General features: G+C 75.6%; 3 protein-coding genes. All 3 read right to left on the reverse strand.

The annotated features are described in order from the left end of the window. Nucleotides 1-14: 14 nt before the first annotated feature. The 3 genes from AB0A97_RS38915 to AB0A97_RS38925 all read right to left on the reverse strand — a co-directional run bounded on the left by AB0A97_RS38915 (nt 15) and on the right by AB0A97_RS38925 (nt 16,075). Entirely contained in the window at nt 15-5,429 is a 5,415-nt protein-coding gene (locus tag AB0A97_RS38915) for a type I polyketide synthase (protein ID WP_361159945.1), read from the reverse strand. 63 nt (nt 5,430-5,492) lie between these two features. Next, nucleotides 5,493-10,235 carry a type I polyketide synthase gene (locus tag AB0A97_RS38920; protein WP_361159947.1) on the reverse strand — a complete coding sequence of 1,581 codons (4,743 nt, stop codon included), beginning with the start codon at nt 10,233-10,235 and terminating at the stop codon, nt 5,493-5,495. Between the two features lie 53 nt (nt 10,236-10,288). Then, nucleotides 10,289-16,075 (reverse strand): SDR family NAD(P)-dependent oxidoreductase, encoded by a 5,787-nt coding sequence (locus AB0A97_RS38925; RefSeq protein ID WP_361159949.1) that lies wholly within the window; start codon nt 16,073-16,075, stop codon nt 10,289-10,291. Between the last annotated feature and the right edge of the window lies 1 nt (nt 16,076).

Raw genomic sequence — 16,076 nt, forward strand, 5'->3', positions numbered from 1 at the left:
GTGCGGATGGGGGGTCAGCGGGCATCGAGCCAGTCGTGCACCGCGGTGGCCGCGGCGTCGGCGTGCTCGGCGACGATCGTGCAGTGGTCGCCCGGGATGGTGGCGGTGGTGTGCGGCAGCGGCCAGTGGGCCCGCCAGTCCTCGGTGACCGGCGGGGCCGCCGGGTCGCCGGGGACGCACTCCTCCGGGCGGACGAACAGGGTGGGGGCGGCGACCGGCAGCGGGGTCCAGGCGCGGAACAGCTTCCGGTAGGTGCCCAGGGCCGTGAGGGTGGTGAAGTTCATCGTGGTGAACCGGGACCGCCGCTCGTTGACCTCGTACGTCATGGCCTGGCGCAGGCTCAGCGGCATGCTGTCGGGCAGGTAGGTGTCCAGCAGGACCACGCCGTTCGCGGGGGTGCCGGCCTTCTCCAGGGCGGTGGCCACCGCGTGGGCGAGCCAGCCGCTGGAGGAGTAGCCCAGCAGCGCGAAGGGTTTGCCGTCGGCGCAGCGCAGGGTGGCGTCGGCGAGCACGTCCACCAGGGCGTCGATGTCCGCGGCGAGCGGCTCGTCGGGCAGGAAGCCGGGCACCGTGACCATGGACAGGTCCCGGCGGCCGCGGAAGAACGTGGCCAGCCGGGCGAACTGGAGGGACTGCTCGACGGGCGCGAACGGCGGGAAGCAGATCACCGCCGGGCCTTCGTCCCCGGTGGCGAGGCGGACGAAGCCGGGTCGGGTGTCCGCCTCGGACCGGTCGGTGAACCGGTCGCGCAGCGCGGCGGCGCCGCTGAGCAGCGCTTCCACTTCGGTCATCCGGCCGCGCAACGCGATCTGCCGGTAGATGGCGGCGAAGGACTCCGCGGAGTCCTCGGTCCCTCCGGTGGCGGCGGGCGCCTGCCGTGCCGCGCCGCCCGCCAGTTCGCCGGACAGGAAAGCCCGTACGTCGGCCACCGTCGGGTGGTCGAAGACGAGCATGGCGGGCAGGGTGAGGCCGGTGGCGAGGTTGAGGCGGTTGCGGACCTCGACGGCGGACAGCGAGTCGAAGCCGAGTTCCACGAACGGCTTGTCCACGGGGACGGCGGCGGCGCCGGAGTGGCCGAGGACGTCGGCGACCGTGCCGCGTACCAGGTCGGTCAGGGCGGCGTCGCGCTCCGCGCCGGACATACCGGCCAGCCGGTGGCGGATGTCGCCACCTTCCGGGGCGGCCGGTGCCGCCGCCCGCGGGCGCAGCGCCCGCACCTGCGGCAGGTCCCGTACCAGCGGGCGTTCCCGGGCGGCGGTGTAGCCGGCCAGGAACGTCTCCCAGTCCACGTCGGCCACCACGACGCCGCTCTCGTCCGCGTCGAGGACCCGCATCAGCGTGTCGACGGCGTCCTCGGGCCGCATGGGCACCAGGCCCCGGCGGCGCAACTGCTGCTCCGCGTCGGCGTCCACCATGCCGGAGTCCGCCCAGACGCCCCAGGCGACGGCGGTCGCGGGCAGGCTCCGGGACCGTCGCCGTGCGGCGAGTGCGTCGAGGTACGCGTTGCCCGCCGCGTAGGCGGCGTACCGGCCGCTGCCCCAGACGGCGGAGACGGACGAGAACAGCACGAAGGCGTCGAGGCCGGGGGCGTCGAAGAGGTCGTCGAGGACGCGGGCCCCCTCGGTCTTGACGGCGGAGACCGCGGCGAACTCCTCGGGGCTCATCACGGCGAGCGGGGTGTCCTGCCCGACTCCGGCCGCGTGGAAGACCGCCCGTACCGGTTCGCCGTCCGCCGCGAGCCCGGTGACCAGCTCCGTCATCTCCCGGCGGTTCGTCACATCGGCCGCCACGACCCGTACGCGGGCGCCCGCGGCCTCCAGTTCTGCGGCCAGTTCGGCGGCGCCCGGTGCCGCCGGGCCGCCGCGGGAGAGCAGCACCAGTGAGCACGGGCCGAGTGCCGTCAGCCGGCGGGCGACCCGCGCGCCCAGGGAGCCGGTGCCGCCGGTGATGAGGACGGTGCCGCTCGGGCGCCAGTCCCGGCGCGGCGGTGCGATGGGCGCGGGCACGACCCGCCGTACGAACAATCCGCCCGGCCGCAGCGCCAGTTGGTCTTCCGCGCCGCCACCGGACAGGACCCCGGCGAGCCGCCCGGCGGTCCGGTCGTCCAGGCGGTCGGGCAGGTCGATCAGGCCGCCCCAGCGGTCGGGGTGCTCCAGGCTCGCGACGAGGCCGAGGCCCCAGCTCGCCGCCGCGTCCAGGTCGTACGGCGCCTCGCTCCCGGCGATGGCCACCGCGCCGCGGGTCAGGCACCACAGCCGGGCGCCGATGCCGGTGTCCCCCAGCGCCTGGACCAGGGTGAGCAGCGCCTCGGGCCGGTGCAGCAGGCTGATCACTCCGGACAGTGGCGGCAGCCCGATGGCAGCGGCGGCGAGGGCGTGCGCCGTCTCCGTACGGTCCGGGCGCAAAGCGTCGGCCTCGACGGTCACCATGTCGGCCAGCGTCCTGGTCAACGCCCGCAGCACGTCGGGGTCGCCGCCGTCGCGGTCCACCACGACCAGCCAGGAGCCGGGAGCCTGGGCGGTCGTGGCGGGCTCGGCGACCGGGCTCCAGGAGACGCGGTACCGCCACGATTCCATGGTCCGCCGGCGGCGGCTGTCCCGGTGCCACCGCGCGAGTGCGGGCAGCGCCGGCTCCAGCTCGGCCGGGGCGCCCAGCGTCTCGGTCAGGGCCCGCAGGTCCTCCTGCTCGACGGCGGTCCAGAACCGCTCGTCGCCCCCGGCCACCCGGGGGGCTTCAGCCGTTTCGCCGGTGAGCCAGTACGTCTCGTGCTGGAAGGCGTAGGTGGGCAGCTCCACCCGGCGGCCCTCGGGCAGTACGGTTCGCCAGTCCACCGCCGCGCCGTGGGCCCACGCCTGGCCCAGCGCCGCCAGGGCGGTCTTGGACTCGGGCTGCTTACGGCGTACGGAAGCCAGGACCGGACGGTTGTCGTCCACGACGGGAGTGAGCGCCGCGTCCGGGCCCAGCTCCACGAGGACATCCGCCTCGGCCATGCGGGCCACGGCGTCCGCGAAACGCACCGCATGGCGGGCGTGGTCCAGCCAGTACGCGGGAGACGCGAACGGGCGCTCGGAGTCGGCGGACGGGCTGACCGTCACCGTCGGCTCGTGAAAGGTGAGGCCCTCCAGAACCGTCCGGAACTCGACCAGCATCGGCTCCATCAGCGGCGAATGGAACGCGTGGCTGACCCGCAGTCGTATGGTGCGGCGTTCCTGCTCCCGCCAGTACGCCTCCAGACGCGCCACCTCGGCCCCGGCACCCGAGACCACCACCGCCTGCGGGCCGTTGACCGCCGCGACGGACACATCGGAAGCGCCCGCGATCACCGGAGCGATCTCGTCCTCGGACGCGGCGACGGCCAGCATCGCCCCGCCCTCCGGCAACGCCTGCATCAACCGGCCACGGGTCACGGCCAGTCGCGCCGCGTCCTCCAGCGACAGCACACCCGCCACCACAGCGGCGGCGATCTCACCAACCGAATGGCCCGCCACCGTGGCGAAGGTGACACCCCAGGACTGCCACAGCCTGGCCAACGCCACCTCAAAGGCGAACAACGCCGGCTGAGCGAACTCCGTCCGCTCCAACGTCTCCGCCGGACCCTCCCACATCACCGCACGCAGCGAACGGCCCAACAGCGGATCAACGTGCCCGCACACCTCATCCAACGCCTCCGCGAACACCGGAAAGGCGTCGGCCAGTTCACAGCCCATACCAACCCGCTGAGCACCCTGGCCGGAGAACAGCACCCCGACACGGCCCGCACCAGCCGCCGTACTGCCGGAGACCTCCCCCAGCCCCGCCAGCACCTCGTCCCGGCCAGCACCCACCACCACCGCACGGTGATCGAACACCGACCGCGACGCCACCAACGACCACGCCACATCCCCCAACGCCAGCTCCGAACGCGCCGCCACGAACTCCCCCAGCACCGCCGCCTGAGCCCGCACCGCCGCAACCGACTTACCCGAAACCACCAACGCCACCGGACCGCCCTCAGCGGACTCCGCCGCAGGCACCAACTCCTCTTCGGCGGGCTGCTCCAGCACCACATGCGCATTCGTTCCGCTGATGCCGAACGAGGACACCGCCGCCCGGCGCGGACGCCCGGTCTGCGGCCAAGCGCGGCCCTCGGTGAGCAGGCGCACCTCCCCCGCGCTCCAGTCGACGTCGGTGGTGGGGGTGGCGGAGTGGAGGGTCGGCGGGAGCGTCCCGTGGCGCATGGCCTCGATCATCTTGATCACTCCGGCGACGCCCGCCGCCGACTGGGTGTGGCCGATGTTCGACTTCAGGGAGCCGAGCCAGAGGGGTTCGCCCTTGCGGTCCCGGCCGTAGGTGGCGAGCAGGGCCTGGGCCTCGATCGGGTCGCCGAGCCGGGTGCCCGTACCGTGCGCCTCGACCACGTCCACATCGCCGGGCTCCAGGCCGCCGCTGGTCAGCGCTTCGAGGATGACGCGCTGCTGGGAGGGGCCGTTCGGCGCGGTGAGCCCGTTGGAGGCGCCGTCCTGGTTGACGGCCGAACCCCGTACCACGGCCAGTACGTCATGGCCCTGGCGGCGGGCGTCGGAAAGGCGTTCCACGACCAGCATGCCCACGCCCTCGGACCAGCCGGTACCGTCCGCGTCGTCCGAGAAGGACTTGCACCGGCCGTCCCGGGCGAGCCCGCCCTGCCGGCTGAACTCCACGAAGACGCTGGGCGCGGCCATCACGGTGACGCCGCCGGCCAGCGCCATGTCGCATTCGCCGCGGCGCAGCGACTGGACGGCCAGGTGGAGGGCGACCAGGGAGGAGGAGCAGGCGGTGTCGATGGTGAGGGCGGCGCCCTCCAGGCCGAGGGTGTAGGAGATGCGGCCGGACAGCAGGGAGGTGGACACGCCGGTGATGCCGTATCCCTCGACGCCCATGCCGCCGCTCGCCACGTCGAAGCCGTAACCCTGGGTCGCCGCGCCCACGTACACGGAGGTGCGGCTGCCGCGCAGGCCCGCGGGTTCGATGCCGGCGCGTTCCAGCGCCTCCCAGGTGGACTCCAGCAGGAGCCGTTGCTGGGGGTCCATGCCGAGGGCCTCGCGCGGGGAGATGCCGAAGAACGCGGCGTCGAAGGCTCCGGCGTCGTAGAGGAAGCCGCCTTCGCGGGTGTAGGTGGTGCCGGGCCGTTCGCCGTGCGGGTCGTAGATGCCTTCGGTGTCCCAGCCGCGGTCGGTGGGGAACGACGCGATGGCGTCGGTACCGGTGGACACCAGTTCCCACAGGTCGCGCGGGGTGGTCACGCCGCCGGGCAGGCGGCAGCTCGTGCCGACGACGGCGATCGGTTCGTTCTCCCGGGCCTCGTACTCCCCCAGCCGTTGGTTGGCGTTGCGCAGTTCGGCGCTGACCTGCTTGAGGAAGGACCGCATCCGGTCCTCGGTGGGCCGGGTTGCCGGGGTGGGTTCAGACACGGTGGGGCCTTTCGCGGACGTGCCGGTTCGGGAGGGGCGGTGGGGGTGGCAGCGGGTGCCGGGTCACGAGATGCCGAACTCGCGGCCGAGGGCGGAGAGCAGGGCGTCGTCGTCCTCGGTCTCGTGGGGGTCGGCCCCGGTCTCGTCGGGACTGTCGGCGTCCCCGGCGGGTTCCTCGGGGGAGGCCGTTCCGGCGGCCTTCCAGCGGGCGAGGATGCCGGTCAGGCGCATGGTGATCCGGGAGCGGCCGACGGAGGTGGTCTCCAGGGCGGCCAGCGCGGCTTCCAGCCGGTCCAGTTCCTCGTCCGCGGTCCCGGCCGCCGGCCCGTCCTGGGCGCGCAGGGTGTCGAGCAGGTAGGTGGCGGTCTCCGCGGGTGACGGGTGGTCGAAGGCGAGGGTGACGGGGGTGGTCAGACCGGTGCGGGTGTCGAGGCGTTTGCGCAGGCCGACGGAGGCGAGCGAGTCGAAGCCGAGGTCGCGGAAGGAGCGGTTCGTCTCCAGGGCGGCGGGGTCGGCGTAGCCGAGTTCGGCGGCGGCTTCGGTACGGACCAGGTCGAGCATCGCCTCGTGCCGCGCGGTGGGGTCCAGTCCGAGGAGGTGGCGGCGGAAGGCGTCGGCGGGCGCGCCGTCCGCGCCGTCGCCGCCGGTGCTCAGCTGCCGGACCTGGGGCAGGTCCTCGATCAGCGGGCGCGGGCGGGCGGCGGTGTAGCCGGCGGCGAAGGGTTCCCAGTCGACGTCGGCGACGGTGACGGTGGTCTCGTCCCGGTCGAGGGTGGTCTGGAGGGCGGCGATGGCGCGGGCGGGCGGCAGGGCGCCGAGGCCGATGCGGCGCAGTTGCCGCGCCATGTCCGGATCGACCATGCCCGCGTCGGCCCAGACGCCCCAGGCCACCGAGGTGCCGGCGGCGCCGCGGGCCCGGCGCTGTTCCACGAGGGCGTCCAGGTGGGCGTTGCCCGCGGCGTAGGCGCCGCTGCGGGCGCTGCCCCAGACGGCGGAGATGGAGGAGAAGGTGACGAACGCGTCGAGGTCGGCGTCGGCGAGGAGGTCGTCGAGGATGCGCGCGCCGTCGGTCTTGGCGGCGACGACCGCGGCGAATTCGTCGGCGGTCATCTCGTCGAGCGGGGTGTTCTGCGCGACGCCGGCGGCGTGGAAGACGGAACGTACGGGGGTGCCGGCCGTGGCGAGGTCGGCGAGCAGGGTGGCCATGGCGTCGCGGTCGGCGACGTCGGCGGCGACGGCCCGGGCCGGTGTCCCGGCGGCGGTGAGTTCGTCGATCAGCTCGGTGGCGCCGGGGGCGTCGGGGCCGCGCCGGGAGAGCAGGACGAGCGAGCAGCCGCCGTGCGCGGCGAGCCAGCGGGCGACGTGGCCGCCGACCGCGCCGGTGCCGCCGGTGACCAGGACGGTGCCGGAGGGGCGCCAGGCGCGGGTCGGCGTGGTGGGGTCGGCGGTGGTCAGGCGGCGCGCCCGGACCCCGTCGGGGCGGATCGCGAGCTGGTCCTCGGGGCCGGCGGCGGTCAGGGCGCCGAGGAAGTGGGTGAGTTCGCGGGGGCCGGGCCGCTCGGGCAGGTCGATCAGGCCGCCCCAGCGTTCGGGGTGTTCCAGGCCGATGACCCGGCCCAGTCCCCATACGGCGGCGCCGTCGGTGCTGTGCGGCGGGTCGGCCGGCCCGGTGCCGACGGCTTGCCGGGTGAGGCACCACAGCGGTGCCTGGACCTCCGCGTCGCCGAGTGCCTGGGCGAGGGCCAGTACGGCGTCGGCGCGGTCGGAGCGGCAGAGCACGCCGTCCAGGGGGCCGGCGTCGGCGAGCGCGGTGGCCAGCGTCGTGCGGTCGGCTTCGCGGAGGGTGAGCGGCACGGTGGTGTCGAAGAGTTCCGCGGGCAGGCCGGTGCCGTCGTGGTCGGCGGCGAGCAGCCAGCGGCCGGGGACGCGGTCGGCGGCGGGCGGTTCGGGCAGGGTGGTCCAGTGGACGCGGTAGCGCCAGGAGTCCTCGGCCGCAGGGGCGGTGGCGGCGGGGGCCCGGGGAGTGAGCCAGTAGGGGGAGCGCTGGAAGGCGTAGGTGGGCAGGGGGACGCGGTGGCCCGCTTCCAGGACACGGGTCCAGTCCACCGGCAGTCCGCGGACCACGGCTTCCAGCAGGGACAGCAGCATGCGGTCCGGGCCGCCGTGGTCGCGGCGCAGTGAGCCGACGAGCGTCCCGTCGACGCCGATGGCCTCCAGTGTCTGCTGGACGCCGACGGCGAGCAGGGGGTGCGTGCTGGACTCGACGAAGAAGCGGAAGCCGTCGGCGGCCAGCGCCTCCACGGCGTCCTGGAGGAGCACGGTCTGCCGCAGGTTGCGGTACCAGTATTCGGCGTCGAGTTCGTGGCCGGACAGGCGGGTGCCAGTCACCGTCGAGTACAGGGGCACCGTGCCGTCCACCGGCTCGATGCCGTCGAGGGCGGCGATCAGTTCGGCGCGGACGGCCTCCACCTCGGGCGAGTGGGAGGCGAAGTCCACGTCGATCCACCAGGCCCACACGCCGTCGGCCATGCACTGCTTGGCGTACGCGCGCAGGGCTTCCTTCGCGCCGGAGACGACGACGGAGTCCGCGCCGTTGACCGCCGCGAGGGACAGGTCCTCGCCCCAGGGCGCGATGGACTCCCGTACCCGCTCGGCCGACAGGCCCACCGACAGGGCCTTGCCACGGCCGGAGAGGGTGGTGAGCAGCTTGGAGCGGGTGACGGCGATACGGGCCGCGTCGTGGAGGGAGAGCGCGCCGGAGACGCAGGCGGCGGCGATCTCGCCCTGGGAGTGGCCGACGACGGCTTCCACGCGGACGCCCCAGGACTGCCAGACGCGGGCCAGGGAGACCATCACGGCGAACAGCGCGGGCTGGACGACGTCGATGCGCTCCAGCGGCGTCTCGTCGGTGCCGGTGACGACGTCCAGCAGCGACCAGTCCGTCATCGGGTCCATGACCTCGGCGCACTCCCGCAGGGCGGCGGCGAAGACCGGGGAGGCGGCCGTCAGGTCGCGGGCCATGCCCGCCCACTGGCCGCCCTGGCCGGGGAACATCAGGACCACGCGGCCGTCGCCGGCCACGCCGGAGACCACACCGTGCGGCAGGCTCGCGCCGCCTGACAGGGCGTCGAGTCCGGCGAGCAGCGTGTCGCGGTCGGTGGCGAGGACGGCGGCGCGGTGGTGGAAGGCGGAGCGGGTGGTGGCCAGCGACCAGGCCACGTCCCGCGGCCGGGCGTCCGGCCGGGCGAGCAGGTGGGCGCGCAGCCGGTCCGCCTGCGCGGCCAGCGCGGCGGGTGACTTGGCGGTCAGGACGACGGGGACCGGGGCGGCCTCTCCCACCGGGCCGGTCACCGCGTCGGCCGGGGCGGCGGCCGTACGGGCGGTGCCCGTCTCCTCGTCCGCCGGGGCGGGCCGGTGGTCGTGTTCGAGGACGACGTGGGCGTTGGTGCCGCTCATGCCGAACGCGGACACCGCGGCCCGGCGCGGGCGGTCCAGCTCCGGCCAGGCACGTGCCTCGGTGAGGAGGGCGACGTGGCCCGCGTCCCAGTCGGCCTCCGGGGTGGGGGTGCTCACGTGGAGGGTGCGGGGCATCAGGCCGTGCCGCAGGGCGAGGACGGTCTTGATGACGCCACCCACTCCGGCGGCGGTCTGGGCGTGCCCGATGTTGGACTTCAGCGAGCCGACCCGCAGGGGCCGGGCGGGGTCGCGGTCCCGGCCGTACACCGCGATCAGGCTCTGTGCCTCGATGGGGTCGCCGAGCGGGGTGGCGGTGCCGTGTGCCTCGACCATGTCCACTTGGTCGGGGGCGACTTCGGCGGCGGTCAGCGCCGCTTCGATGACGCGCTGCTGGGCGGGCCCGTTCGGCGCGGTCAGGCCGTTGGAGGCGCCGTCCTGGTTGAGCGCGGAACCGCGGACGACCGCCAGCACGTCGTGCCCGTTGCGGCGGGCGTCGGAAAGCCGTTCCAGGACGAGCATCCCGGCGCCCTCGGACCAGCTCGTGCCGTCGGCGTCGGCGGAGAACGCCTTGCAGCGCCCGTCGGGGGCGAGGGCGCGCTGCCGGCTGTACTCGCTGAAGACCATGGGGGTGGCGATGACCGCGACGCCGCCGGTCAGGGCCAGGTCGCTCTCGCCGCGCCGCAGGGACTCGCAGGCCAGGTGGAGGGCGACCAGCGAGGAGGAACAGGCGGTGTCCACCGTCATCGCCGGGCCCTCCAGGCCCATGGTGTAGGAGATGCGGCCGGAGGCCACGGCGGGTGCGGTGCCGGTGACCAGGTGGCCCTCCGCCTCCGGAGGGGCGACCGTCGTTCCGGCGCCGTAGTTGTAGGCGGACACCCCGACGAACACGCCGGTGCGGCTGCCGCGCAGCGTGTCCGGGGCGATGCCGGCACGTTCGACCGCTTCCCAGGAAGTTTCCAGCAGCAGCCGCTGCTGCGGGTCCATGGCCAGGGCTTCCTTGGGCGAGATGCCGAAGAACGCGGCGTCGAACGCGGCGGCGTCGTCCAGGAAACCGCTTTCGGTGACGTAGCTCTTGCCGGGCTTGTCGGGGTCGGGGTCGTAGAGGGAGTCCAGCGGCCAGCCGCGGTCGGTGGGCAGCGGGCCGATCGCGTCGGTCTCGCCCGCGACCAGGTCCCACAGTTCCTCGGGGGAGCCGACGCCGCCGGGGAACCGGCAGCCCATGCCGACGATCGCGATGGGTTCGGTGGAGCGCTCGCGCACCTCGCGCAGGTTCTGCTTGGCGGTCCGCAGGTCGGCGGTGAGGCGCTTGAGGTAGTCGCGGTACTTGTCTTCGGTGGACGTGTTGGGCATGGGTGGGGCTCCTGGGTGCGGTGCGCGGCGGGGTCGTCCGGGGGCTGGTCGGGTCAGTCCGTGCCCAGCTCCTGTTCGACCAGCGCGAAGATGGCGTCGTCGCTCTCGCTCGCGAACGCGGTGTCGAAGGCGGCGGGTGGTGGTCCGTCCGTGGGGGCCTCGTCGTGGCCGTCGGTCCACCGCCACAGCAGGGACCGCAGCCGTGCGGTGATGCGGCCGCGTTCGGCCTGGCCGGGCTGCTCGGCGGCGAGCAGTTCGGCGAGCCGGTCGATCCCGTCGTGCACCGGTGAGGCGGCCGGTCCGGGCTCGATCCGTTCGAGGAGGTGGGTGGCCAGGGCGGACGCGGACGGGAAGTCGAACACCAGCGTCGCGGGCAGGGTCAGGCCGGTGGCCGTGGTGAGCCGGCCGCGCAGTTCGACGGCGGTCAGGGAGTCGAAGCCGAGGTCGGTGAAGGCGGCTTCGGTGGGGACGGCCTGGTCGGAGGCGTGTCCGAGGACGCCCGCCACGGCCTGCCGGACGACGGTCAGCAGCCGTGCGTGGCGTTCGCCCTCGGGCAGCGCCGCCAGTTCTGCGCGCAGGTCCGCACCGGGGTCCGTGCCGTCGGCGGCCTGCTCCGCGCGTCCGGCCAGGTGGTGCAGGAGCGGCGGCAGGCCGGGGTCCGCGGCCCGGGTGCGCAGGGTGCGGACGTCGAGCAGGGCGGCCATCGGCGTGGCGCCGAGGTCGTCGGTGGCGGCGGCGTCGAAGAGGTCCAGGCCGAGCCGGGTGGGCAGGGCGCCGAGTCCGATGCGGCCCATCCGCCGTACGTCGGCGTCGCCCAGTCCGGCGGCCATGCCGCCGGTGGTGCGCCACAGGCCCCAGGCCAGTGAAACGGCGGGGAGTCCGGCCTGCCGGCGGTGCCGGGCCAGTGCGTCGAGGAACGCGTTGGCGGCGGCGTAGTTGCCCTGTCCGGGGGCGCCGAGGACGCCGGCGGCCGAGGAGAACAGCACGAACCCGGCGAGATCCAGATGGGCGGTGGCGCGGTGCAGGGCCCAGGCGGCGTCGGCCTTTGGGCGGGCGACGGCGGCCAGCCGCTCGGGGTTGAGCGCGGAGATCACTCCGTCGTCCAGGACGCCGGCCGCGTGCACGACGGCGGTGAGCGGGTGGGCGGCCGGGACCGCGTCGACCGCCGCCGTGAGGGCGTCGGTGTCGGTGAGGTCCACCGCCCGTACCTGTATCTCGGCTCCGAGCGCGGCCAGTTCGTCGCACAGTTCCCGCACGCCGTCGGCGGCGGGGCCGCGGCGGCTCAGGAGCAGCAGGTGGCGCATGCCGCGGGCGGTGACCAGGTGCCGGGCGACGCGCAGGCCGAGTCCGCCGGTGCCGCCGGTGATCAGGACGGTGCCGTCCGGGTTCCAGTCGGCGGGGACGGCGGTGACCGGGTTGCCCGGGGCGGCCGGATCGTGGTCCTGCGGGGCGGCTGCCGGTTCGGGGACGGTGAAGGGCAGTTCGGGGAGATCCTGCGGCCGTTCCGGCAGAACGGCGGGGCCGCCTGCTGGCGCGGTGAAGTCGGCGAGCGCGGCGAACCGGGCATCCGGCGACGCCAACGCGGCGGTTTCCTGCGCCGGTTCGCCGGCGGGCGGGTCGAGGACGAGGTCCAGGCGCCGGCCGTCGAGCGTGTCGGCGAAGACGCGGGCGGCTCCCGTCGTCCGTGAGGAGGCGAGGTGGGCCGTGTCCAGGCCGAGGCCGCGCAGGGTCTCGCGCAGCGCGGGCGGGGCGGTGGCGAAGACCTCGATGCCCCGGTGCCGGGCGAGGGCGACGACGGCCAGGGCCGGTGCCGAGACCGCGTCGTGCACCAGGACGGCCGCGTGTGCCGGGACGTCGGCGAGGGCCGCCGCGGCGGTGACGTACGCGGTGGCCGCGGCACCCCGGGCGTACGACCAGCCGTCCGGCAGGGGCCGCAGGGCGTCCGGCGTGGCGAGCGCACGGCGCTGCCCGGCCGCGGGCAGGCCGGTGAGCACCCGGTCGCCCACGGCGACATCCGTGACGCCGGGGCCGGTTTCCACGACGGTTCCGGAGGCGCCGCCCGCGCCGACGGCGCGCAGGGCGACGAGGACCGTGCCCGGCTCCGCAGCCTCCGGCTCGGGGGCGCGCGGTGCGGGCGCAGGGGCCCGCAGCAATCGGGGGACGAGCAGGTCGCCGTCCCGGACCGCGTACTGGGGCTCGCCCTGGGCGACGGCGGCGGGGACCGCGGCGGCCGAGGTGGCCCGGTCGTCCAGATCGACGAGGACGAGGCGGCCGGGGTTCTCGGACTGGGCCGAGCGCAGCAGGCCCCAGACCGTGGCCTGGGCCGGATCGGCGGCGGGGTCGTCGTCCCCGGCCCGGACGGCGCCGCGGGTGAGGAGGACCAGGCGGCTGTCGGCGAAGCGCTCGGCGGCGAGCCAGTCCTGCACGAGCGCCAGGGCGCGGGCTGCCGACTCCTGGGCGGCGTGCGGGAGTTCGTTTTCCCTGGCCGTCACGGGATTCCACCAGAGCACGACCGTGTCGTCGGCGCGCTCCGGATCGTCCAGCACCTCGCGCAGGTCCGCGCAGGTGTGCAGGTCGGTAACGGTGTCGCTCCACAGGGCGGCGCGCGCATCGGCGTCGCCGACGATGCTCCACCGCTGTCCGGCCGGGGCCGGGACCGCGCCGGCCGGGACCCACTCCACGCGGAACAGGCTGTCGCGTACCGCCCGGTCGCCGCCCGGGGCGGCGTCGGTGAGCGGACGGACCGTCAGCGCGCCGACGGAGGCGACGGGCGCCCCCGTACCGTCGGCGAGTTCGAGGGCGGCGGGCCCGTCCGTGCCGCCGGTCAGGCGGACGCGCAGTTCGGTGGCGCCGGTGCCGTGCAGGCTCACGTCCTCCCACAGGAACGGCAGCAGCGGCGCACCGCCCCGCCCGGCGCGCAGCGCGATGGTGTGCAGGGCCGCGTCGAACAGCGCCGGGTGCAGGCCGAAGCGGCGGGCCCGGCCATGGCTGTCCTCGGGCAGCCGGACGTGCGCGTACAGGGTGTCGCCGTCCTGCCAGGCCGAGGTCAGGCCGCGGAACAGCGGGCCGTACTCCAGTCCGGCGGCGGCGAGCCGGTCGTAGAGCCCCGCCACGTCCAGGGGCGTGGCGTCGGCGGGCGGCCACGCTGCCGGGGCGGCCGGGGCGGGCGCGGGCCCGGTGGTGAGGGTGCCGGAGGCGTGGCGCGTCCAGTTCTCGTCGGCGTCCTCGGCGCGGGAGTGCACCAGGATCGCGCGGTGGCCCCGCTCGTCCGGGGCGCCCGCCTCGACGCGCAGCAGCCGCGCGGTGCCCGTCTCCAGCACCAGCGGGCTTTCGAGGGCCAGTTGGCCGACCTGCGGGCAGCCGACGGTGGCGCCCAGGTGCAGGGCGAGTTCGGCGAAGGCGGTGCCGGGCAGGAAGACCTGCCCGTCCACGACGTGTTCGGCAAGCCAGGGCTGGGCGGACAGGGACAGCCGGCCGGAGGCGGTCACGGTGTCGCCGTCCACGGCGGTGATCAGCGCGCCGAGCAGCGGGTGGCCTGCGGGGGCCAGTCCGGCGCCGCGGACGTCCGCACCGGCCGCCGTCTCCGGCCAGTACCGGGTGTGCTGGAAGGGGTGGCCGGGCAGGCGTACGGGGCGCGCCGGGCCGCCGTCGTACGTGCGGCGCCAGTCCACCGGCACACCGCGAACCCACAGGTGGGCCAGGGCGTGCAGGAGGGCGGCGCGGTCGGCGGGGAAACCGGCGCCGAAGCCGATGTCGAGGACCAGGGCCGCGTCGTCGCGCGGTTCGTCGGCGGCGGGCTCCCCCGGCCCGGCGGCGGGCTCCCCCGGTTCGGCGGTGAGGGCCGCGTCCAGGGTGAGGGCGCCGTCGAGGTATGCGGCGACCGGGGTGGCGTCGCCGCTCCCCCGCACGCCGGCCGGGGCCACGCCGTAGCCACGCCACATGCGGGCCAGCGCCAGCCAGCCGGCGAACGCGGTCAGCCTCGCGTCGCTGCCGTCCAGCCTCGCGTCGCTGCCGTCCGGCTTCGCGTCGGTGCCGTCGGCGAGGGCGCCCGCCACGTCCCGCCCGGTCGCGGCGGCGAGTTCGGCGGCGGTCTCCTCCAGGGCGGCGGCGAACGGCGGCAGCGTGTCGCGCAGGGCGCGGACGGCGTCGGCCGTGACCGGGGTGCGGGCGGACAGCCGCAGGGTCACCGCGGCGGGGGCCGTGACCTCCCCGGTGACCGGGGCGGTGCGCAGCCGTTCGGCGAGGGTGGCGGTGTCGTCGCCGAGGACGACGGCGCGGTGGGCGAAGCGGGTCGCGCGTCCGGCGAGGGCGGCGCCGATGTCGGCGGCCGCCGCGGTCGGATCGGCGTCGGCGACGCGGGCGCACTGCTCCTCCAGCGCGGCGGCCGTGCGGGCCGAGATCACCCAGGCGACCGGGGACGGTGCGGGGGCGTCGTCCGACGACACGGTGGTCTCGCGCGGGGGTTCTTCGAGGATGACGTGGGCGTTGGTGCCGCTGATGCCGAAGGAGGAGACCCCGGCGCGGCGGACGTCCTCCCCGGCGGGCCACGGCTGTTCCGCGTCGAGCAGCCGGACCTCGCCCGTGCTCCAGTCCACGTGCGGGGTGGGCCGGTCGATGTGCAGGGACGGCGGCAGGGTGCCGTGCCGCATCGCCTGCACCATCTTGATGATCCCGGCGACACCGGCCGCGGCCTGGGTGTGGCCGATGTTCGACTTCAGGGAGCCCAGCCACAGCGGCCGTCCGGCGCGGCGGCCCTGGCCGTAGGTGGCCAGCACCGCCTGCGCCTCCACGGGGTCGCCGAGGGTGGTGCCGGTGCCGTGCGCCTCGACGGCGTCCACCTGACCGGGCGAGAGCCGGGCGTCGGCGAGCGCCTGCCGGATGACGCGCTGCTGGGCGGGGCCGTTGGGGGCGGTCAGGCCGTTGGAGGCGCCGTCGGAGTTGACGGCGGAGCCGCGTACCAGGGCCAGGACCCGGTGTCCGTTGCGCCGGGCGTCGCCGAGGCGCTCGACGGCGAGGAGGCTGACGCCCTCGGCCCAGCCGGTGCCGTCGGCGGCGGCGGCGAACGGCTTGCAGCGGCCGTCGGGGGCCAGGCCGCGCTGCCGGCTGAACTCGACGAACATCAGCGGGCCGGAGATGACGGTCACGCCGCCGGCCAGTGCGAGGTCGCACTCCCCCGCCCGCAGCGCCCGCACGGCGAGGTGCAGGGCGACCAGGGAGGACGAGCAGGCGGTGTCTACGGTCAGGGTGGGCCCTTCGAGGCCGAAGGCGTAGGCGAGGCGCCCGGAGGCGACGGACAGGGCGTTGCCGGTGGCGAGGTGGCCGCCGACGTCCTCGGTACCGTGCGCGGCCGGGCCGAGGTATTCCTGCGCGCCCGCGCCGACGAACACGCCGGTCCGGGAGCCGCGCAGGGTGGCGGGGTCGGCGCCCAGCCCCTCGAACAGGTCCCAGGAGGCTTCCAGCAGCAGCCGTTGCTGCGGGTCCATGGCGAGGGCCTCGCGGGGCGAGAGGCCGAAGAACTCGGCGTCGAAGCCGGGCGCGTCGTCCAGGAACCCGCCGGAGCGTACGGAGCAGGTGTCGGGCCGGTCCGGGTCGGGGTCGTACAGCGCGTCGAGGTCCCAGCCGCGGTCGGTGGGGAAGTCCCCGACGACGTCGCGGCCCTGGGCGACGACGTCCCACAGGTCGTCCGGCCCGGTGATGCCGCCGGGGAGGCGGCAGCCCATGCTCACCACGGCGATCGGCTCGGTGGCGGCGTCCTCGGCGGCGCGCAGCCGCTCGCGGGTCTCGTGCAGTTCCGAGCTGACCTTCTTCAGGTAGCCGAGCAGTTCGTTCTCGCTGGCCATG

Source organism: Streptomyces sp. NPDC045470 (assembly GCF_040646595.1).
Taxonomy (GTDB): Bacteria; Actinomycetota; Actinomycetes; order Streptomycetales; family Streptomycetaceae; genus Streptomyces.